General features: G+C 64.0%; 21 protein-coding genes. 11 read left to right on the top strand and 10 right to left on the bottom strand.

Annotated elements, in window-relative coordinates; genetic code table 11:
- Window positions 1–15 precede the first annotated feature (15 nt).
- Together RFM52_RS07140 and RFM52_RS07135 are read right to left on the bottom strand one after the other, a co-directional pair.
- Complete coding sequence (locus RFM52_RS07140) at window positions 16–762, bottom strand: DsbA family protein (protein ID WP_320294792.1); 747 nt, start codon at window positions 760–762, stop codon at window positions 16–18.
- A 154-nt stretch (window positions 763–916) separates the two neighbouring features.
- The gene (locus RFM52_RS07135) at window positions 917–1,426 is read right to left on the bottom strand and encodes a DUF721 domain-containing protein (protein WP_320294791.1); all 510 of its coding nucleotides are present in this window, start codon (window positions 1,424–1,426) and stop codon (window positions 917–919) included.
- Window positions 1,427–1,459: 33 nt separating this feature from the next.
- Between RFM52_RS07135 and mutY the strand changes: the two genes are divergently transcribed.
- Window positions 1,460–2,617, top strand: coding sequence for an A/G-specific adenine glycosylase (gene mutY, locus RFM52_RS07130; protein ID WP_320294790.1), 1,158 nt, complete (start codon window positions 1,460–1,462; stop codon window positions 2,615–2,617).
- Window positions 2,614–3,225, top strand: coding sequence for an HAD family hydrolase (locus tag RFM52_RS07125; RefSeq protein ID WP_320294789.1), 612 nt, complete (start codon window positions 2,614–2,616; stop codon window positions 3,223–3,225). The genes mutY and RFM52_RS07125 overlap by 4 nt, the downstream gene beginning before the upstream one ends.
- Window positions 3,226–3,261: 36 nt before the next feature.
- Here RFM52_RS07125 and RFM52_RS07120 read toward each other — a convergent pair whose 3' ends face one another.
- Complete coding sequence (locus tag RFM52_RS07120) at window positions 3,262–4,395, bottom strand: site-specific DNA-methyltransferase (RefSeq protein ID WP_320294788.1); 1,134 nt, start codon at window positions 4,393–4,395, stop codon at window positions 3,262–3,264.
- 291 nt (window positions 4,396–4,686) lie between these two features.
- On the opposite strand from RFM52_RS07120, the gene RFM52_RS07115 reads away from it, so the two are divergent.
- Window positions 4,687–5,376, top strand: coding sequence for an HAD family hydrolase (locus tag RFM52_RS07115; RefSeq protein WP_320294787.1), 690 nt, complete (start codon window positions 4,687–4,689; stop codon window positions 5,374–5,376).
- A 16-nt stretch (window positions 5,377–5,392) separates the two neighbouring features.
- Here RFM52_RS07115 and RFM52_RS07110 read toward each other — a convergent pair whose 3' ends face one another.
- The gene (locus tag RFM52_RS07110; protein WP_320294786.1) at window positions 5,393–5,854 is read right to left on the bottom strand and encodes a cupin domain-containing protein; all 462 of its coding nucleotides are present in this window, start codon (window positions 5,852–5,854) and stop codon (window positions 5,393–5,395) included.
- A 109-nt stretch (window positions 5,855–5,963) separates the two neighbouring features.
- Here RFM52_RS07110 and RFM52_RS07105 point away from each other — a divergent pair, with 109 nt between their 5' ends.
- Window positions 5,964–7,523 (top strand): winged helix-turn-helix domain-containing tetratricopeptide repeat protein, encoded by a 1,560-nt coding sequence (locus tag RFM52_RS07105; protein WP_320294785.1) that lies wholly within the window; start codon window positions 5,964–5,966, stop codon window positions 7,521–7,523.
- Window positions 7,524–7,583: 60 nt separating this feature from the next.
- On the opposite strand, the gene RFM52_RS07100 is transcribed toward RFM52_RS07105, so the two are convergent.
- Window positions 7,584–8,333: a hypothetical protein gene (locus tag RFM52_RS07100; protein WP_320294784.1), complete on the bottom strand. Its 750-nt coding sequence runs from the start codon at window positions 8,331–8,333 to the stop codon at window positions 7,584–7,586.
- A gap of 128 nt (window positions 8,334–8,461) precedes the next feature.
- Here RFM52_RS07100 and thrC point away from each other — a divergent pair, with 128 nt between their 5' ends.
- The 4 genes from thrC to RFM52_RS07080 all read left to right on the top strand — a co-directional run bounded on the left by thrC (window position 8,462) and on the right by RFM52_RS07080 (window position 14,772).
- Complete coding sequence (thrC, locus tag RFM52_RS07095) at window positions 8,462–9,859, top strand: threonine synthase (protein WP_320294783.1); 1,398 nt, start codon at window positions 8,462–8,464, stop codon at window positions 9,857–9,859.
- 14 nt (window positions 9,860–9,873) lie between these two features.
- The gene (locus tag RFM52_RS07090; protein WP_320294782.1) at window positions 9,874–11,166 is read left to right on the top strand and encodes a M16 family metallopeptidase; all 1,293 of its coding nucleotides are present in this window, start codon (window positions 9,874–9,876) and stop codon (window positions 11,164–11,166) included.
- 118 nt (window positions 11,167–11,284) lie between these two features.
- The gene (locus RFM52_RS07085; RefSeq protein WP_320294781.1) at window positions 11,285–11,881 is read left to right on the top strand and encodes a GNAT family N-acetyltransferase; all 597 of its coding nucleotides are present in this window, start codon (window positions 11,285–11,287) and stop codon (window positions 11,879–11,881) included.
- A gap of 2 nt (window positions 11,882–11,883) precedes the next feature.
- On the top strand, window positions 11,884–14,772 hold the full coding sequence (locus tag RFM52_RS07080) for an EAL domain-containing protein (protein WP_320294780.1): 2,889 nt from the start codon (window positions 11,884–11,886) through the stop codon (window positions 14,770–14,772).
- Window positions 14,773–14,904: 132 nt separating this feature from the next.
- Here the strand turns inward: RFM52_RS07080 and RFM52_RS07075 are convergent, their stop codons facing one another.
- Entirely contained in the window at window positions 14,905–15,513 is a 609-nt protein-coding gene (locus RFM52_RS07075; RefSeq protein ID WP_320294779.1) for a YqgE/AlgH family protein, read from the bottom strand.
- Window positions 15,514–15,638: 125 nt separating this feature from the next.
- Here RFM52_RS07075 and RFM52_RS07070 point away from each other — a divergent pair, with 125 nt between their 5' ends.
- From RFM52_RS07070 to RFM52_RS07060, 3 genes are all read left to right on the top strand, one after another.
- Complete coding sequence (locus tag RFM52_RS07070; protein WP_320294778.1) at window positions 15,639–16,445, top strand: protein-disulfide reductase DsbD domain-containing protein; 807 nt, start codon at window positions 15,639–15,641, stop codon at window positions 16,443–16,445.
- 87 nt (window positions 16,446–16,532) lie between these two features.
- On the top strand, window positions 16,533–17,015 hold the full coding sequence (locus tag RFM52_RS07065; RefSeq protein WP_320294777.1) for a peroxiredoxin: 483 nt from the start codon (window positions 16,533–16,535) through the stop codon (window positions 17,013–17,015).
- Between the two features lie 36 nt (window positions 17,016–17,051).
- On the top strand, window positions 17,052–17,528 hold the full coding sequence (locus RFM52_RS07060) for a DUF2938 domain-containing protein (RefSeq protein ID WP_320294776.1): 477 nt from the start codon (window positions 17,052–17,054) through the stop codon (window positions 17,526–17,528).
- A gap of 3 nt (window positions 17,529–17,531) precedes the next feature.
- Here RFM52_RS07060 and RFM52_RS07055 read toward each other — a convergent pair whose 3' ends face one another.
- From RFM52_RS07055 to ispH, 4 genes are read right to left on the bottom strand one after another with little or no spacing between them, the layout of a single operon-like run.
- Window positions 17,532–18,122, bottom strand: coding sequence for a histidine phosphatase family protein (locus RFM52_RS07055; protein WP_320294775.1), 591 nt, complete (start codon window positions 18,120–18,122; stop codon window positions 17,532–17,534).
- Between the two features lie 41 nt (window positions 18,123–18,163).
- Entirely contained in the window at window positions 18,164–18,709 is a 546-nt protein-coding gene (rnhA, locus tag RFM52_RS07050; protein ID WP_320294774.1) for a ribonuclease HI, read from the bottom strand.
- A complete protein-coding gene (locus RFM52_RS07045; protein ID WP_320294773.1) occupies window positions 18,706–19,668 on the bottom strand; it encodes a homoserine kinase in 963 nt (320 codons plus the stop codon). The genes rnhA and RFM52_RS07045 overlap by 4 nt, the downstream gene beginning before the upstream one ends.
- 6 nt (window positions 19,669–19,674) lie before the next feature.
- A complete protein-coding gene (gene ispH, locus RFM52_RS07040) occupies window positions 19,675–20,679 on the bottom strand; it encodes a 4-hydroxy-3-methylbut-2-enyl diphosphate reductase (RefSeq protein WP_320294772.1) in 1,005 nt (334 codons plus the stop codon).
- Window positions 20,680–20,720: the final 41 nt, after the last annotated feature.

Below are 20,720 nucleotides of genomic sequence, written 5' to 3'. Positions count from 1 at the left end.
GGCGCGGCCTGGATGTCAGAGCAGAGGGTCGATGATGGCCGACATTTCCTCAATCGACATCGCCCCTTTGTAGGTCTTTCCGTTGATGAAGAAGGTCGGCGTCGAGTCGACCTTGAACTCGTCCGCTCCGCGTTTCTGGACTGCTCTCACATCGTCCAGAAGTTTCTGGTCCGTCAAGCAGGACTCAAAGGACTCCTGTGTAAAACCGGCCAGCTTGGAGATCTGCAGCAGCGCTTCCTTGGTGTTGTTGACGCCAACCCAGCTCGGCTGCTGCTTGAACAGCACGTCGACCATGGCGAAGTAGTTGTCCTTGGAGCAGCGCGCCAGCATGAAGCCGGCCTCGGCGCTCGGATCGAACGGGAACTCGCGCAGGATGTAGCGGGCCTTGCCGGTGTCGATATACTTGGTCTTCAACTCAGGGAAGGTGGTCATGGCGAAATGCGCGCAATGCGGGCAGGTCATAGACGCATATTCGACGATTGTGACCTTGGCGTCATCCTTGCCGAGCTGCTTTTCGGGCAGGGCGCCAGGCTTCAGCAGCTCGGCCATGTCGACGTCGCCGCTCGATTGCGGAACCTGAGCCGCAGCCGGAGTAGCGGCCGGCTTGGCGGGCGTCGACGGATCGGCCGGCTTCACATCGGCGGCCTTCGCCTCCTCGCCGGAGTTGCTGCATGCGGCAAGCAACGCCACCGCAGGAACAGCGGCCAGCGTGGTCAGTACGTTTCTGCGGGACAAGCTATTGCCAAACGGGGCGCGGTTCATGCGAATCACCTGATATGAGTTGGATTTTGCAATGCAGCGGCTAGAAAAGGCGAGAGTTGGCGCGAATTAAGGCATCGCGTTCCCCAATCCAATCGCGAAACTCGGTCATGAGCATCACGAATGCGCGAGATTGGTGACGCATTCATGACGTTTCTTACGACCCTTTGCGCTTCCTTTCACCCATAATCGTGGCGCCGAGCCGCTCCAGCGAAGCGCGCAGGCCGTCATCCTCGATCTTGCCGACCAGATGTGAGAGCTTCGATTTCTCCGCCTCGCTCAAAGGGAGCGGCGCCGGTTTCGGCCGCGCCTTTTGCGAAAGCACCGGCTTTTGCAGGATCTTGATGCGGCCGACCGCGTTGAAACCCAGGAAGGCGTTGACGCGGTTGATCACCTCGCCTGCCTCATGCTGCAGATGCAATGCCGCCATGCCTTCGCAAGCGATGATCAGCGTCGCCGGCTCGAAAGGATCGTCCTCGTGCAGGCGGCGTGGCCACTGGATCTTTTCCGGCCGCGAGTGGGTGGCGAGCCGCGGCCCGGCGATCTCTTCCCAGGACTGCACCAGCCCTATCGAGATGCCGGCGCGCTTCTTCAGCACCGGATCGAGTATCTCGGTGGCGAGATCGCTCACCGGAACGGGATTGCCGAAGGGCCTTTTCCCTGCCATGTGCGTTCTCCAGTTCCCCAGTTCATCCGATCAATGGCACCGCTCGACAAGACCCGCAAGGCATCACAGAAGGCCGCATCCGGCGATGCCGGATCCGGAGATACCAGCAAAGCTGGATACTTGGATATCGGACCCCGCCTGCTTGCCTGGTATGACGCGCATCATCGCGACCTGCCCTGGCGCGTCACGCCGGTCGCGTTTGCGCGTGGCGTGAGGGCCGATCCCTATCGCGTCTGGATGTCCGAGGTGATGCTGCAGCAGACCACGGTCGAGGCGGTGAAAGCCTATTTCCGCAATTTCGTCGAGAAATGGCCGACGGTCGAAGCGCTGGCCGCGGTGCCCGCCGAGGATGTAATGAAGGCCTGGGCCGGTCTCGGCTATTATTCCAGGGCACGCAACCTGAAAGCCTGCGCGGACCTCGTGGCGCTCCGGGGCGGCCGCTTCCCTGATACCGAGGCGGGCCTGCGCGAATTGCCGGGGATCGGCGCCTATACGGCGGCGGCGATCGCGGCAATCGCCTTCGACCGGCCGGCGGCGGTCGTGGACGGCAATGTCGAGCGGGTCATGACCCGGCTCTACGCGATCGAAACACCGCTTAGCGAAGCCAAGCCGCAAATCCGCGCGTTGGTCGAGAAGCTGGTGCCGCAAAACCGGCCCGGCGATTTCGCCCAGACGATGATGGACCTCGGCGCCACGATCTGCACACCGAAGCGGCCGCGCTGCATGCTCTGCCCGGTGCGCGAAGATTGCAGCGCAATCCTCACCGGCGACCCGGAACGGTTTCCGGTCCGCCTGCCGAAGGATGACAAGCCGCTGCGCAAGGGTGCGGCCTTCGTCGCCGAGCGCGAGGACGGTGCCATCCTTATGCGTAAAAGGCCGGAGAAGGGCCTGCTCGGCGGCATGACCGAGGTGCCGACGACCGGCTGGACGGCGCGGGTCGACGGCGCCACGACCGCCGACGCCGCGCCCTTTCACGCCGATTGGCGGCGTGCCGGCCAGATCGGACATGTCTTCACCCATTTCGCGCTCGAACTCGAAGTCTTCCATGCCCAAATCAAGGGCGATGCGCCGGCAGGACATTTCTGGTCGCTGGCCCATGAAATTTCCGGGGAAGCGCTGCCCACCGTCATGAAAAAGGTAATCGAAGCGGCGATACCGGGCGCGACCAAGAAACCGAAAGGCCCGCAATGACCGAAATCCGCCATATCGTGTTCGACATCGGCAGGGTGCTGATCCACTACGATCCGAATATCCCGTTCAGCCGCCTTATTCCGGATGCCGACGAGCGGAAATGGTTCTTCGACAATGTCTGCACGCATGACTGGAACATCGAGCAGGATCGCGGCCGCACATGGGAAGATGCCGAGGCGCTGCTGATTGCCGAGCATCCCGATCACGCCGAGAACATCCGTAATTTCCGCCGCCATTGGCACGAGATGGTGCCGCATGCCTATGACGACAGCGTCGCCATCATGCTCGGCTTGATCGAGCGCGGCCACGATGTGACCATGCTGACCAACTTCGCCGCCGACACGCTTGCCGAAGCCAGGCAGCGTTTCGACTTTCTCAACCGGCCGCGCGGCGTGACCGTGTCGGCCGACATCCGCCAGATCAAGCCCGACCGCGCCATCTACGATCACCACGTGAGCGCATTCGGCCTCGAGCCATCGGCCACGCTGTTCATCGACGACAGCCAGAAGAATGTCGACGGGGCCAAGGCCGCCGGCTGGCAGTCGGTGCTGTTCACCGACGCCAGGACGCTTAAAGCAGACCTTGAGCGGTTCGGGATTGCAGCTTGAACTGAATCGCTTGCGGCGATCCGTTGAAGTGTTGATTCAGGCCCCTGCCCGCTCCATGCCGAGGCGGGCGATGCGGCGCAATTCGTCGATCGGGGTCAGGCCGCCGCTGCGCTCATAGTGCCAGAAGGTCCAGCCGTTGCAGGCGTCGAGACCCTGCACTTCGGCGCCGATCTTGTGGATAGAGCCGGCGCTGTCGCCGATCGCCAGCGTGCCGTCGGCGCGCACTTTCGCGGCCCAGCGCTTCTTGGCGTCGTAGAGCGTGGCGCCCGGCGTCACCAGGCCGTTGTCGATCAGGCTGATGAAGGCGACGCGCGGTTCGGCGCGCTTGCCCGAAAGCACGGTGAGATCGGCGTTTTCCAGCGGGCGCACCGCGGCGATGCGCTCATTGGCGGCATCGATATAGGCCTGCTCGCGCTCGATGCCGACGAAGTGGCGGCCGAGGCGCTTGGCGACGGCGCCTGTGGTGCCGGAGCCGAAGAAGGGATCGAGCACGATATCGCCCGGCTTGGTCGAGGCCATCATGATACGGGCCAGCAGCGCCTCCGGCTTCTGCGTCGGATGCAGCTTGTTGCCGTTCTCGTCCTTCAGCCGTTCGCCGCCGGTGCAGATCGGGAACAGCCAGTCGGAGCGCATCTGCAGGTCGTCGTTCGAGGCCTTCAGCGCTTCGTAATTGAAGGTGTAGCCCTTGGCCTTCTGGTCGCGCGAGGCCCAGATCATCGTCTCATGCGCGTTCTGGAAGCGGCGGCCGCGGAAGTTCGGCATCGGGTTGGTCTTGCGCCAGACGACGTCGTTGAGGATCCAGAAGCCGAGATCCTGCATGCGGGCGCCGACGCGGAAGATGTTGTGGTAGGAGCCGATGACCCAGATGGTGCCGCTGGGCTTCAGCACGCGGCGCGCCGCGAGCAGCCAGGCGCGGGTGAAGGCGTCATAGGCCTCGAAACTCTCGAACTGGTCCCAATCGTCGTCGACGGCGTCGACCTTTGACTGGTCGGGCCGATGCAGGTCGCCGTCGAGCTGGAGATTGTAGGGCGGGTCGGCGAAGATGATGTCGACCGACTTTTCCGGCAGCCTGTCGAGGGCGGCGACGCAGTCGCCCTTCAGGATGGTGTCCAGCCATTCGGACTGCTGGGGAGCGTGGGAAAGCTCGTCGAGAAGACGCACGGCTGACATCAAAACACCCAAAGGAACGCGTTACGGTTTACTGGCTGTTATGGTTACCGATCAGCGTAAACATTCGGTGAAGACCTGAGACCCGGCTCACGCGGTTTGCGCCCGCCCGCCCGTTGGTGTATGCCGCGCCCGCCTAGAGCCGGATTCAGATTTCAGGTCGACATGACCTGAAATCTGAATCCGGCTCTGGATCAAAGAAATGGAGCATGATGTCGTCCGAAAACCGCTCCACACTTTTCGGCATCATGCTCTAAGCCAGTCAGGCCCTTCCCCAATTTCTTTCGGATTGCCATGCCCCAGCCAGATCTTGTCATTTTCGATTGCGACGGCGTGCTCGTCGATTCCGAAATCGTCGCCGCGCGCGTCGAGGCCGAGCTTTTGACGTCGGCCGGGTTCGAGATATCGGCCGAGGAGCTTGCCGAGACCTATGCCGGCCTGACCTTCAAGGACATCATGCTGCGGGTCGAGGAAAAGTCGCAGATCCCGTTCCAGGCCTCGCTGATCGACCGCGCCGAGGAACTGGTCGACCGCAAGCTGCGCTCGGACGTGCGCATCATCGACGGCGCCCGCGAGGCGGTCGCCGCCGTCACCGCACCGCGCGCGGTCTGCTCCAATTCGTCGACCGAGCGGGTCGAGTTCATGCTTGAGAAGGTCCGGCTGCTGCCGTTCTTCGCCGGCCGCATCTTTTCCGGCCTCGATATCCCCAGCAAGAAGACCAAGCCGGCGCCGGACGTGTTCCTCTACGCCGCCGAGAAGCTCGGCGCCAACCCGAAGAACACCTTCGTCATCGAGGATTCCGTGCATGGCATCGCCGGCGCCAGGGCGGCCGGCATGCGCGTCATCGGCTTCACCGGCGCCGGGCACAGCTATCCCGGCCACGCCGACGCGCTGACCGAGGCAGGCGCCGAAACGGTCATCCGGCGCTGGGCGGAACTCAACAGCACGATCGCGGCGCTGTCGGAGTGGTCGGAAGACGCCTAGAAATTGACGGACCTGGCTACGAACGCGTCGTCAGCGTCGACAGTTGGTCGGTGTCGTAGCGGTTTCGCAGATCAGCGAGCGCTTTCGGATCCGGCGCACCCTGCGCCGCAAGTTTGGCGAGCTCCTCGAAATAGTGCTCGTGACCGGGCGGAGAGACGGTCATCAGCACGCGAGCAGGCTTCTCGCTGACATTGGTGATGTTGTGCGGCACTCCCGGCGGGATGAACAGAAAGGTTCCGGGCGTTGCCCGGATCGTCCTGTCGCCGACATGCCATTCACACTCGCCCTCGAGCAGGTAGAAAGTCTCTTCCTGCACCCGGTGAACATGCCGCCCGGTCGCGAACTCCGGCGGGATCGTCCAGTCGAACATGCTCGTATGCCTGGTATTTTCGTCGGTGACGAGGAAAGCCATTGGATAGCCACGCAGCGTGACGCCCTTCTTCTCGTCGGGCATGCGGATGACGGCATCGGCGTTCATATGATCCTCCTTTGACAGGGCGCTTGTTTCCGGCAAGCGTTCGCGCAACATCGGCCGCTCACACCGGAAAGTCGTGAATCCGTTCCCAAAAATTTGCTAAAAGAATAAAATGACCGTCAGGGGCGACCTCTATCAGTTCGGCCCGTTCCGCCTCGATCCGGAGGTGGGCATTCTCTTTTGCGGGGCCGAGCCGACCATGCTCGGGCAGCGCGCCGTCGCACTGCTGCGGCTGCTGATCCAGAACGCCGGCGTCCCTGTGTCCAAGGACGCGCTGATCGACGCCGGCTGGGGCGGATCGGCGGTTGCCGATAACAATTTGACGGTTCAGATCGCAGCCTTGCGCCGGGTGCTGGCTGACGCCGCGAATGTCGAGAGCTGGATCGAAACATTGCCGCGCCGCGGCTATCGCTATGTCGGACCGACCGCCGTCACGGTTCCCGAAACCTCGGCCGCCACCCGCGCTAAGTCGGCGCCGAGCTTGCCTGAGAAGCCCTCCGTCGCGGTCCTGCCGTTCTCGAATTTGAGCGGCGATCCGCAGCAGGAGTATTTCGCCGACGGGATGGTGGACGACATCATCACAGGCTTGGCACGCATCAAATGGCTGTTCGTCGTCGCGCGAAACTCGACCTTCAGCTATAAGGGTCGCGCCCTCGACGTGAAGCAGGTCGGCCGCGAGCTTGGCGTTCGCTACGTCCTTGAGGGCAGCGTGCGCAAAGCCGGGGACAGCGTGCGCGTCACCACGCAGATGATCGACGCGTCGACCGGCGCGCATGTCTGGGCCGAGCGCTACGACCGCAATTCCGACGACATCTTTGCGCTGCAAGACGAGATCGCGCTGGCAGCGGTGGGCGCGATTGCGCCAAGCGTGCGGAAAGCCGAAATCGAACGTGTCAGGCGCAAGCGTCCTGACAGTCTCGATGCCTATGATCTCGTGCTGCAGGCCCAGCCTGACGTCGATTCAGGCATGCCGGAGCAAGTGACCAGGGCGCTGGTGCTCCTCGAGCGTGCGATCGCGCTCGAACCGGCCTATGCGCTGGCGCATGGCAATGCCGCGATGTGCCATCATTGCCTGTTCCTTCGCGCCGGCCTGCAGGAGATCAACCGCGCGTCTTCGATCCGCCACGCTCGGGCTGCCCTTGTTCATGGACAGGATGATGCGCTCGCCCTGACGTGGGCGGGCTTTTCCATCGGGATGGACGCGCATGATCGCGCCGCTGCGTTCGCGGCATTGGAAGCCGCCCTCGCCATCAGCCCGTCATCGGCGCTGACATACATCCTTGGCAGCGTCATTCTTGGATGGAGTGGTGAAGCGGAGCGCGCGATAGAGTGGAGCGAGCAGGGTCTGCGGCTAAGCCCGTTCGATTCGTGGGCCTGGGCCGCATTCGACGCCCAGGCAATGAGCCATTTGCTGCGCAGCCGTTACGACGAAGCTTGCCGGGCGGCCTACAAGGCCGTTCAGGCCAATCCGGCGCACAGCATCACTTATGTGCAGTTATCCGCCGCGTTGGCCAAGCTTGGCCGGTTGGATCAAGCAAGGACGGCAGCCGCTCGGGTGATCGAGCTGCAGCCGGCCTTTCGCTGCAGCCGCCAGTTTGCCGGCGTAAATTGCGCGCCCGCGCTGGCGGAGGTTCTTGGCAGTGCGCTACGGGCAGCCGGATTGCCTGAATAGACGACGAACCGCGTGTGTTTCTTTGGCAAGCGATACGCCGTCGTTGTTTCCTGGCCTTGCTCAGTTCGTAGCGGCGGCGTGCTTTCTCTTCCTCTTGCCTTTCGACTTATCCGCCGAGGCGACCGGCGTGTTCTCGTCATAGCCGGCATAGGCTTGATAGTCGCGCGCGGAAGGCTCCGGCACCACGACATTGCTGTCGACGAAGACGAACTGGGTGGCGGCCGAAGGGTCGGTGACCTGCACCTGGTACTGATGCAGCTGCGAATAAAGCACCTCGTTGCCATGCTGAACCGCGATGCGGATCGGCATGGTGACGGTGCCGGGCGTGAACACCGGCCCCGGCACGACCTTGCCGGCGACGGCGATCTTCATCGACATCTGGCCGTTGGCATGGGTGCAATCGCGCGTCACGTCGGTGATCGAGGCCTGGTAGATGACCTTCGACGGATCGTGATCGGGATCGATCGGCTGGCCGTTGGGACCGGTCTGGGCGGCCGCGGCGGCTGCCTCGGCCTCGGCTTGCGCCGCGGGATCAAGCTTCTTTTTCTTCGGCTTCGCCGCGGTGCCCTTGGCGTAGGTGTTGAAATAAGCGGTGCCGTCGCGCAACGTCACCTTCGGGCAATAGGCGCGCAACTGGCTGGCGAGGATCTTGGGATCCTGCGGCGGCGGCGGCGCGGTCGGATCGCTCTTCTTGCCAAAACCCAGGTCCAGTATGCCATTGTCGCCCGATTGGCAGCCGGCGGCGGCGAGCATAAAGCCGGTGAGCGCCAGACCCGCGACAAGACGACGGTTGACCGAATAAAACGCCATGAAACTGCACTTCCCTCTCACAAAGCCGGTGACGTATAGCAACCGCGCGGCAAAAATGCGACTGAGCCGGCTCGGAAAATTAACCAATTGCCGTGGATGACGCGACCGGCAGCAATGGGCCTTTGACGATGCAATATGTGAGTACCCGCGGGGATGCGCCCGCGCTTGGATTTTCCGACGCGGTGCTGGCCGGGCTGGCGCGCGACGGCGGGCTTTACGTGCCGCGCGAGTGGCCGCACTTTTCGGCAGCCGACATCCGCGCAATGCGCGGGCTTGCCTATCCGGATCTTGCCATCCGCGTGCTGACGCCCTTCCTCGGCGGCGACATCGCGGCGCCCGTCTTCGAGCGGCTGGTGCGCGAGGCCTATGCGACTTTCCGGCACGAGGCCGTCTGCCCGCTGGTGCAGACCGGCAAAAACACCTTCGTCCTCGAGTTATTCCATGGCCCGACGCTGGCCTTCAAGGACGTGGCGATGCAGTTGCTGGCGCGGCTGATGGACCATGTGCTTGCCGAACGCGGACAGCGCGCCACCATCGTCGGCGCGACCTCGGGCGACACCGGGGGTGCCGCGATCGACGCCTTCGCCGGCCGCGACCGCACCGACATCTTCATCCTTTTCCCGCACGGCAAGGTCTCGCCGGTGCAGCAGCGCCAGATGACGACGTCGAGCGCGGCAAACGTCCACGCGCTGTCGGTCGAAGGCAATTTCGACGATTGCCAGGGCCTGGTGAAGGACATGTTCAACGATCACGCCTTCCGCGACCGAGTGTCGCTGTCGGGCGTCAATTCGATCAACTGGGCCCGCATCATGGCCCAGATCGTCTATTATTTCTCGTCGGCGCTGTCGCTCGGCGCGCCGGACCGGCCGGTTTCCTTCACCGTGCCGACCGGCAATTTCGGCGATATTTTCGCGGGCTACGCCGCCAAGCGCATGGGCCTGCCGATCGAGCGGCTGATCATCGCCACCAACGACAACGACATACTGGCGCGCACACTTGCGAGCGGCGAATACCGCACCAAGGGCGTATTCGCCACGACCTCGCCGTCGATGGATATCCAGGTGTCGTCGAATTTCGAGCGGCTGCTGTTCGAGGCGGCCGGTCGCGACGCCGAGACGGTCACGCGTTATATGAACGGGCTGAAGCAGTCGGGCGCCTTTACCATCGAGGGAGGCGAGCTCAAGCGCATCCGCGCCGAGTTCGACGCCGGCCGCGCCAGTGTCGACGAGGTCGCCGCCACCATCCGTACGACGCTGGAAGCGAGCAACTACCTGCTCGATCCGCACACGGCCGCCGCCGTTCATGTCGCGGCCGCGCACGCCTCCGGTCCGGTGCCCATGGTGGTGCTCGGCACCGCGCACCCGGCGAAATTCCCGGCAGCGGTCGAGGCCGCGAGCGGCATCGCTCCTGCCCTGCCCGCATGGCTAGGCGGCTTGATGACAGCCGACGAAAAATACACGACACTTCCCTCCGACTTGAAAATGGTGGAAGATTATGTGAACCGCCACTCGCGGGCGGCGCGTTAGGGAGTACTTGCCATATGGGTGTTGAGGTAAGCCGTCTGTCGAACGGCCTGACAGTCGCCACCGAAACCCTTCCAAGCATCGAATCGGTCGCCCTAGGTGCCTGGGTGAAGTCAGGCGCTCGCAACGAGCGCGACGAAGAGCATGGCATGGCCCATCTGCTCGAGCACATGGCGTTCAAGGGCACGAAGCGCCGCAGCGCCTTCGAGATCGCCTCGGAAATCGAGAATGTCGGCGGTGAGATCAACGCCGCCACCAGCGTCGAGACGACCTCCTACTACGCCAGGGTGCTTTCCGGCGACGTGCCGCTGGCGGTCGACATACTGGCCGACATCCTGCAGGAGTCCGAATTCGATCCCGAGGAGCTCGAGCGAGAGCAGCATGTGATCCTGCAGGAGATCGGCGCCGCGCACGACACGCCCGACGACATCGTCTTCGACCGTTTCACCGAAACCGCCTTCCGCCACCAGACCATCGGCCGCTCGATCCTGGGCACGCCGGAGACGGTCAAATCCTTCACCTCCAAGCAGCTGCACGACTTCATCGAGCGGCAATACGACGCCGAGCGGATGGTCATCGTGGCCGCCGGCGACGTCAAGCACGACGCTTTCGTGCGCGAGGTGGAAAAGCAGCTCGGCGGCTTCCGCGCCAAGGCGGCGGGCAATATCCCGCAATATGCCCAATATGTCGGTGGCGACTTCCGCGAGGACCGCGACCTGATGGATGCGCAGATCGTGCTCGGCTTCGAGGGCCGCGCCTACCATGTGCGCGATTTCTACGCCTCGCAGGTGCTGTCGATGATCCTGGGCGGCGGCATGTCGTCGAGGCTGTTCCAGGAGGTGCGCGAGAAGCGCGGCCTCTGCTACTCGGTCTATGCCTTCCATTGGGGTTTTTCCGACACCGGCATCTTCGGCGTGCATGCCGCAACCGGGCAGAGCGACATCGCCAAGCTGGTGCCGGTGATCATCGACGAATTGCAGAAGGCCGGCGAGAGCATCCAGCAGGAAGAGCTCGACCGGGCGCGGGCGCAATACCGCGCCGGCCTCATCATGTCGGCCGAAAGCCCGGCCAGCCGCGCCTCGCAGATCGCAAGGCAGCTGCTGTTGTTCGGACGGCCGATCGCCAAGGAGGAATTGATGGAGCGGCTTTCGGCGCTGACCGTCGAGCGGCTGACCGACCTCTCCTCGCGGCTGTTCTCGACCAAACCGACCCTTACGGCGGTCGGCCCCGTGGGCACGCTTGCGCCCTACGAAGCGATCCTCGAATCGCTTGCGGGCCCGCAGACGGCGGCCCGCCGGCTCGCCGTCTGACCCTAAGCAGGTTGCGCAAAAGTGTCCCACGGTTTTGCGATCAAAACCTTCGAGAAACCAGGGAATCTAGGCAGATATTCGTGGGGCATCCCACGAATATCTGCCTAGAACTGCTCCCGTGTTCGCGCTCCCTTTCTTTCGCCGCGACCTGCCGGCACTGAAGGGCGAAAAGGTCACGCTGCGCGTGCCCCTGACCAACGACTACCGCGAATGGGCGGCGGTACGCGGCGAAAGCCGCGCCTTCCTCGAACCCTGGGAGCCGCGCTGGCAGCCGGACGAGCTCGACCGCACCGCATGGCGCCTGCGCATCAGCCGCTACCGCGAAGATTACGCGCAAGGCACGGCGATCGCCTTCTTCATCTTCGAAAAATCGAGCGGCAAGCTTGCCGGCGGCATCACGCTCGGCAACATCCGTCACGGCGTCGCGCAGAGCGGCCATATCGGCTACTGGATCGGCGAACGCTTCGGCGGCCACGGCCTGATGACCGAGGCGGTCAAGCTGGTGTCGCGCTTCGCCTTCGATACGCTGCGGTTGCACCGGATCGAAGCTGCCTGTATCCCCGAAAACGCCCGGTCGATCCGTGTGCTTGAAAAAGCCGGATTCCGGCGCGAAGGACTCTTAAGATCCTATCTCAGGATCAACGGCATCTGGCAGGATCACTACCTCTACGCCCGGATCGCGGACGATCCGCCGGGCGATGGAACGAAGGGCTGAATGTGACGAATTTTCCGCGATTCGCGTCGCTGTTCGCCCTTATCCTGGCGGTCGTTGTCACGTTTTTCGCGGCCATGCCGGCTTTCGCCGTCGAGCCGATCAAGATCGCGCGCGACGACAAGGCGCTGGACCTTTCGCGCGCCTTCGACCTGTACCCGAATCAGGGTGAGAATTTCCAGGTCTCGACCGCGCCCGGACCCGACGGCATCGTGCGGCGCATCGAGGTGGAGGCCAAGGACACGCGCTCGAGCGGCGACTGGGCCGTGTTCGCGCTTGCCAACACCACCGACCAGCAGCTCGACCGGCTGATCGTCGCACCGCATTTCCGCCTGGTGAACTCCGGCATCTTCTGGCCCGATCTCGGCTCGACCCGCATCGCCGCCATCACGCCCAGCGAGGGCTTCGCGCTTGACCGCCAGACAAGTCCCGACGCCGATGTGTTCCGGGTGACGCTGAACCCCGGGACAGTGGTGACCTTCATCGCCGAGCTCGCCTCGCCGAAGCTGCCGCAGATCTATCTCTGGGAGCCGGATTCCTACAAGGACTCGGTCAATTCCTACACGCTGTTCCGCGGCATCGTCATCGGCATTTCTGGCCTTCTGGCGCTGTTCCTGACGATCCTGTTCGTGGTCAAGGGAACCTCGATGTTCCCGGCGACCGCGGCACTCGCCTGGGCGGTGCTGGCCTATATCTGCGTCGACTTCGGCTTCCTCAACAAGATCATCGAGATATCGCCTGGCAACGAGCAGATATGGCGGGCCGGCACGGAGGTGGCGCTTGCGGGAACCTTCGTGGTGTTCCTGTTCGCCTATCTCAACCTCAACCGGTGGCATGGCCATTTCAGCTACGGCGCGCTGGTCTGGATCCTCGGACTGCTGTTGATCGCGGGCGTGGCCATCGTCGACCCGGCAGTCGCCGCCGGCATTGCCCGCATTTCGTTCGCCGCCACCGCGCTCACCGGCCTCGGCCTCATCATCTTCCTCGGCATTCGCGGCTATGACCGCGCGATCATGCTGGTGCCGAGCTGGGTGATGGTGCTCCTGTGGCTATGCGGGTCGTGGATGGCGATCACCGGCATGCTCGACAACGACATCGCCCAGCCGGCGCTGGGCGGCGGGCTGATCCTGATCATCCTCCTGATCGGCTTCACTGTCATGCAGCACGCCTTTGCCGGCGGCGCGCTGCACCAGGGCCTGTTCTCCGACCTCGAGCGGCAGGCGCTGGCCGTCGCCGGCTCGGGCGACATCGTCTGGGACTGGGACGTGCTGCGCGACCGCGTGGTCACCAAGCCGGACATCAGCCTGCAGCTCGGCCTTGCGTCCAACAGCCTTGGAGGGGCTGCCCGCAACTGGCTGCCGGTGCTGCATGCCGACGACCGCGACACGTTCCGCACCACGCTCGACGTGGTGCTGGAGCACCGCCGCGGCAAGGTGGCGCAGAACTTCCGCCTGCGCGGCGCCGACGGCCACTATCACTGGTTCTCGCTGCGCGCCCGCCCGGTGATCGGCTCCGACGGCGAGGTGATCCGCTGCGTCGGCACCATGGTCGACGTCACCGAGCAAAAGAAGTCCGAGGAAAGGCTGCTGCACGACGCCGTGCACGACAATCTGACTGGACTGCCGAACCGCGAATTGTTCATGAACCGGCTGGAGGCGATCATCTCGATCGCCCGCACCGAGGACAAGGTGCGGCCGACCGTCTTCATCATCGACATCGACCGCTTCAAGCAGGTCAATGACGGTCTCGGCATTTCCGCCGGCGACACCATTCTTCTCACCGTCGCACGCCGGCTGCACCGCATCTTGAAGCCGAAGGATTCGCTGTCGCGCTTTGCCGGCGACCAGTTCGCGCTGATGCTGCTTTCGGAGCAGGATCCGGCCCGCATCGCGGCAATCGCCGACGCCATCAAGCATGCGATCAACAATCCGATCACTTTCGCCAAGCGCGAGATCGTGCTGACCGCCTCGATCGGCCTGATCACCTGGACGACGGCGCAGACCTCGGCCGAGGACATGGTCAAGGACGCCGAGCTTGCCATGCACCAGGCCAAGCGCTTCGGCGGCGACAGGATCGAGCCGTTCCGGCCCGCCTTCCGCACCGTCGGCACCGACCGGCTGCAATTCGAATCAGACCTACGCCGCGCCATCGAGCGACGCGAGTTCACGCTTGCCTACCAGCCGATCGTGCGGTTGGAGGATGGCAGCGTCGCCGGCTTCGAGGCCCTGCTGAGATGGGACCATCCGCGCCGCGGCATGATCCCGCCGGGGGACTTCATCCCGGTGGCCGAGAATTGCGGGCTGATCGTGCAGCTCGGCCTGTTCGCCATGCAGCAGGCGGCCGAGGACCTCGCGGGCTGGCAGAAGCAGATCGGCGACGCGCCGCTGTCGATCTCGGTCAACCTGTCGAGCCGCCAGCTCATCCGCCGCGACCTGGTCAGCGATGTCCGCTCGGTCATCGCGCGCGCCAATCTGAAGCCGCGCTGCTTCCGGCTCGAGCTCACCGAATCCCTGGTGATGGACAATCCCGAGCAGACCGCGCATGTGCTGACCAAGCTGAAGCAGCTCGGCATCGGGTTGTCGCTCGACGATTTCGGCACCGGCTATTCCTCGCTTTCCTATCTGACGCGCTTCCCCTTCGACACGATCAAGATCGACAAGAGCTTCGTCGACGACTCGACGCCGAAGCGCGCGGTGCTGCTCAAATCCATGGTCAACATGGCGCATGAGCTCGGGCTTTCGGTGGTAGCGGAAGGCATTTCGGACGAGAGCGACGCGCTGGAGCTGCGCCAGATGGGCTGTGAATATGTCCAGAGCTTCATGTTCGGCGCGCCGATGCCCGGCGACCAGGTGCTGAAGACGCTCAGGGAGCAGTATCCGCTGACCAAGGCTTAGAGGCCCATCAGCGCTTGGCGGAGACCTCCAACATCGTCATTCTAGGGTCTGCGCGCGTCGCTTCGCTCCTGCTTCGCCCTAGAATGACGACGTTGGGGAAGCTCGCGCTAACCTAACAGGATGACGAGCGCGCTATGCGTGGCCGGCGGCGGCGCTGAGATGAGCAAGGTCGATGCCGATCGAGGCGAGGATACGGTCGTATTTGCGCTCGATGTCGGTGTCGAAGAGAAGCTCGGGCGTCGCGGGACAGGTGAGCCAGCCGTTCTCGGCGATCTCGGTTTCGAGCTGGCCGGCGCCCCAGCCGGAATAGCCGAGCGCCATCAGCGCACGACGCGGCCCGCGGCCGGTGGAGATGGCGCGCAGGATGTCGACGGTTGCCGTCAGGCAGATATCGTCGGAGACGTTGAGCGAGGACTCCACGCGATAGTCGCCCGAATGCAGCACGAAGCCGCGGCTGCGGTCGACCGGCCCGCCATTGCGCACGACGAAATCGCGCGTGTGCGCCGGCAGGCGGATCGCTTCCTGCTCATTCATGATGCCGAGCTGCACAAGCAGGTCCGGAAACAGCATCTGCTGCGTCTGGTTGATGATCAGGCCCATCGCGCCCTCGTCGCTGTGGGCGCAGATGTAGATGACGGAGCGCGCGAAACGGTCGTCCTTCATGCCGGGCATGGCAATCAGGAACTGGTCGTCGAGGAAACCGCGTCCGGCGGCTCCCTTCTTGTGGCGCAGCAAGTCCATGGCTTGAGCGTAACGCGTTTCGGCCGCGCCGAAAAGATGGCGCCGGTCCCGGATGTAACGCAAATATGATACCGGAAAAGCGATGAAGTCATTGCGCGGCCAAGAACGGACGGTCAAATCACCGCATGCGATACATGAAAATACTGGTTCTCGGCGTCGTTTTCGGGTGGGCTGCAAGCCTCCCGGCCGAGGCCTCCTCCTCGATCTGGTACAACAGTGAAGGCGGCAAGGTTCGGCTGGTGACCACCGGCAAGCCTGACGAGGCCGGCAAGATCCACGGCGTGCTCGACATCGCCTTGAAGTCCGGCTGGAAGACCTATTGGCGCGATCCGGGCGACGCCGGCGTGCCGCCGCAGCTCGACATATCCGGCAGCACCAACATCGCCGACGCCCAATTGTCGTTCCCGCCGCCGCAGCGGCATGACGACGGCTACGGCAAATGGGCCGGCTACGACCGTCCGGTATCGCTGCCGGTGACCTTCACGCTGTCTTCGCCCGACCAGCCGGCGACCATCGACGCGCATGTCTTCCTCGGCATCTGCGAGACGATCTGCATTCCGGTGCAGACCCGGCTCAGCGTCGACCCCGGGGCCGATCCGGACAACGCGACCGACGCGGCTCTGGTGAAAACCGCGCTCGCGACGCTGCCCTCTCCGGCCCGGTCCGATTTCGGCGTCAGCGTGCTGCCCGGCGACCACGAGACGCTTGTCGTCCAGGCGCAGTCGCCCGGCGACCCGGCATCGGTCGATTTCTTCATCGCCGGCGAGCGGGACTACATGTTCGGCGCGCCGGTGCGCAGCGAGAAGGACGGCAAGCTCGTCTTCACCGTGCCGATCCTCGACCGGCCGTCAGCGACGCCGACCGATGGCGGGCTCTATTACACGTTGACCAGCGCCGAGGGTTCGGTGGACGGGCTGTTGCCTTTCCCTTGATCCAGCATTTGGTCAGCGGTTGCGGGAAATCGTCCGGTCCGATATCGAAGGCATCTACCCTTCCATATCCCCCAAGCGAGGCTCCCCATGACCATAGCGGTTGGCGAAAAACTGCCCGACGTGACCTTCAAGACGATGACCGCCGATGGCGCGAAGGACATAAAGGGCAACGAGATCTTCGCCGGCAAGAAGGTGGTTCTGTTCGGTGTTCCCGGCGCCTTCACGCCGACCTGCAGCAACAACCATTTGCCGGGCTATCTCGAAAACCATGACGCCATTCTGGCGCGCGGCGTCGACACGATCGCCGTCGTCTCGGTCAACGACGTGCATGTCATGGGCGCCTGGGCACGCTTCTCCGGCGGCGAAGGCAAGATCCTCTATCTCGCCGATGGCAGCGGCGATTTCGCCAAGGCCGTTGGGCTCGACAACGATCTTTCCGCAACCGGCATGGGCCTGCGCTCCAAGCGGTTTTCGATGATCGTCGACGACGGCAAGGTCACCGCGCTCAATGTCGAGACAAAGCCCGGCGTCAACGAGAGCGGCGCGGCCAAGATCCTCGAGCAGCTCTAGATCAGGATGACGTTTCGTTGACGGGATCATGCTCTGATGTTTGACACAATCTGGCGCGCGGTGGCGATCGGCATCGGCGCCACGGTGTTCATGGATATCTGGGCGATTATCCTCAACAAGGCGATCGGCCAGCCTTTACCCAATTGGGGCATGGTTGGACGCTGGGTCCGGCATCTGCCCGAGAAGGTCTTCCACGACGATATCGGCAAGGCCGCACCCTATGCGCATGAAAAGGCGCTCGGCTGGGCCTTCCACTATCTGGTCGGTATCCTCTACGGCGTGATCCTGGTGGTGCTCGCCGGCGCAGGCTGGCTGGCGGCGCCGACCTTCCTGCCGGCCTTCATCCTCGGCATCGTCACGGTCGGAGCCGGCTGGTTTCTGCTGGCTCCAGGCATGGGCGCCGGCTGGGCGGCATCCAAGCTCCCCAACCCGACGAAAGTACGTGCGCTCAATCTCGTGGCGCACACGGTGTTCGCGCTCGGCATGTTCTCGACGGCGCTGCTGATCCGCTGACGATCAAATGCAGTGACGCGGCGCCGGTTCGATGGGGCGCCAACCGTGCAGGATGCGGCGCGCCTCAATGTCATAGGCGAAGTAGTTGCCGCCGCCCGCCGGCTGATCAGCGATACGGCTGATCTCTCTGCCATCGAGCAAAAGCAGCAGAAGCGTCCCGACGCCTCCGTGGCCAACGAAAGCAATGTTCCCGACGTGATTGGCGGCGAGCGCCGCATCGACCTCGCTCATGATACGTTGCTGCGCGTCTATCGCCCGTTCCCAGCCACGGATGCTGACATGCGGGTTGGCGAAGAACTGATCGGCAACCGCCTCGAATTCCGGCGGCGGCAGGAAGCCGGTTGCCGACCGGTCGTTTTCGTGCATCCGCTCGCGCACCTCGACCGCAAGGCCGAGGTGGTACGCCAAGGTTTCCGCGGTTTCGATCGCCTTGCGTTCGGCGGACGACACGACGCGCCGGATCGAGCCGATCCAGGGCTGATCGAGCATGGCGACGGCCCTTGCCCGGCCGATGTCGGACAATCCCCATTCAGGCACGGGAACGCCGGCGTCGATGCGCACCTGCGGGTGTGTGATGTAATAGGCTATCGGCACGACATGCTTCTCCGGTCAGAGTGCAAGCCAGCCTGCCGAAATCAATAGCTCTGGGTGGAGCGACGTGCCCTTGGGGTTGCCGGCTGGCTTGCCGGTGTGGCCGGCCTCGGCGCCGCTGCCGGCTTCGGCATTGCAGGGGTGGCCGGCCCTTTCTTGAACGGCGCCATGCCTTCGCGCGCGAGCTCGTCGGCGCGCTCGTTCTCGGGATGACCGGCATGGCCCCTGACCCAGTTCCAGGTCACCTTGTGGCGCCGGTTGGCTGCGTCGAGCGCCTGCCATAGTTCGCCGTTCTTCACCGGCTTCTTGTCGGCGGTCTTCCAGCCGTTCTTCTTCCAGCCATGGATCCATTTGGAAATACCGTCCATGACGTATTTGCTGTCGGTGTAGAGATCGACCGTGCAAGGTTCCTTCAGCGCATCGAGCGCGGTGATGGCGGCAAGCAGCTCCATGCGGTTGTTGGTCGTCTCGGCCTCGCCACCCGACAATTCCTTGGTCTTGCCGTTGAAGCGCAGGATGGCGCCCCAGCCGCCCGGCCCCGGGTTGCCGGAGCAGGCGCCGTCGGTGAAGATTTCAACGTGCTTGCTCATGTCAGTCCGTATTCGGAAGGAGATCGGATCGCGCGGTGAAAGCGCATGCGGCGGATATATTCGGTCGGATCGCGCTTCATCACCAGCCCGCCATCGGGAATGGTCAGCCAGTCATAGAGGCGGGTAAGCATGAAGCGCAGCGCCGAGCCGCGCGCCAGCATCGGCAGCGCCGCCTTCTCGTCACCCTGAAGCGGCCGCACCGACTGGTAGCCGGCGAGCAGCGCCGCCCCCTTTGTCAGGTTGAAGGAAAAATCCTTCTCGAAGCACCAGGCGTTGAGGCAGGTGGCGACATCATAGGCGTAGAGGTCGTCGCAGGCGAAATAGAAGTCGATCAGCCCGGACAGTTTCTCGCCGAGGAAGAAGACATTGTCCGGGAACAGATCGGCGTGAATGATGCCTTGCGGCAGGCCCGCCGGCCAGTTGCGCTCGAAATCCTGGAAGTCGGCGTCGACCTCGGCCGCCAAGCCCGGCTCGACCTCGTCGGCGCGTTCGCGCGAGGCAGCCCAGAGCTTGCGCCAGCCGTCGATCGCCAGCGCGTTCGGCCGTCTCATCTGGAAATCCTGGCCGGCGAGATGGAGACTGGCGAGCGCCTTGCCCACTTCCGCGCAATGCGCGGCCGTCGGCCGCCTGAGCGACAGGCCTTCGAGGAAGGTGATGATGACGGCGGGCCGGCCGGCAAGCGTGCCGATGACGGTGCCGTCATGCGCGGTGACCGGCAGCGGGCAGGAAATGCCCTTCCTGGCGAGATGGCCCATCAGGCCGAGAAAGAACGGCAGGTCGGCCTTGTCGACGCGCTTTTCGTAGAGCGTCAGGATGTAGGAGCCGGTCGAGGCGTGGACCAGGAAGTTGGAATTCTCGGTGCCTTCGGCGATGCCCTTGTAGGAGAGCAGCTCGCCGACCGGATAGGCCTTCAGGAACGCACTGAGTTCGTTCTCGTTGACGTCGGTGTAGACGGCCATCCGTTTTCACGCCGCTCCATTGACGAAGGCCATGTCGGCCGCCGTCAGTTCGACATCGCGCAACACCCGCATCACCGGAAAATCCTCCGTTTCCGTGGCCGTTATGGCCAGATCGATGGTGACGTCGAAACGCTGCCGGAACGCGTCGATGATCTCATCGACAATGATCTCCGGCGCCGAGGCACCGGCCGACAGGCCGAGCGTCCTGATCCCCGCGATCTCTTCCCACGGAATTTCCGCGGCGCGCTGCACGAGAAGCGACATCGTCGCGCCCGCGCGCTCCGCCACTTCGACAAGGCGACGGGAGTTGGACGAATTGGGAGCGCCGACGACAAGGAAAAGATCGGCGCCCGCCGCCGTCTCCTTCACCGCTTCCTGGCGGTTGGTGGTGGCGTAGCAGATCGATTCGGCCGCGGCCGCGTGCAGTTCGGGAAACCGCTCCTGCAGCGCCCGGATGATGCCGGCGGTGTCCTCGACGGACAGGGTCGTCTGGGTAACGAAGCCGAGGGCAGAGGCATCGACCGGCACGAAGCGCGCCGCATCGGCCTCGGTCTCGATCAGCGTCACGGCGCCTTCCGGCAATTGGCCCATCGTGCCGATCACTTCCGGGTGCCCGGCGTGGCCGATCAAAAGCACATGGCGACCGAGCCGCTGGTGACGCATCGCCTGCTTGTGCACCTTGGAGACCAGCGGGCACGTGGCATCGAGGTAGAAGAGATTGCGCGCCTCGGCATCCGCCGGCACCGACTTCGGCACGCCATGCGCGGAAAATACCACCGGCGACTGACGATGCTCCGGCGGAATCTCGGACAGTTCCTCGATGAAGACGGCGCCCAGGCTCTGCAGGCCTTCGACGACGTAACGGTTGTGCACGATCTCGTGGCGGACATAGACCGGCGCGCCGTATTTCTTCAGCGCCAGCACGACGATCTGGATGGCGCGATCGACGCCGGCGCAGAAGCCGCGCGGCTGGCAGAGCCTGATCGTAAGCGGTGGCTTTTTCTCAGTCATGAATGCGAGGCCGGTTCAGTCGGAAAGCTGGAGGGAAATGA

Source organism: Mesorhizobium humile (assembly GCF_033977215.1).
Classification (GTDB): Bacteria; Pseudomonadota; Alphaproteobacteria; order Rhizobiales; family Rhizobiaceae; genus Mesorhizobium; species Mesorhizobium humile.
This window is presented reverse-complemented; position numbering and strand designations above follow the sequence as displayed.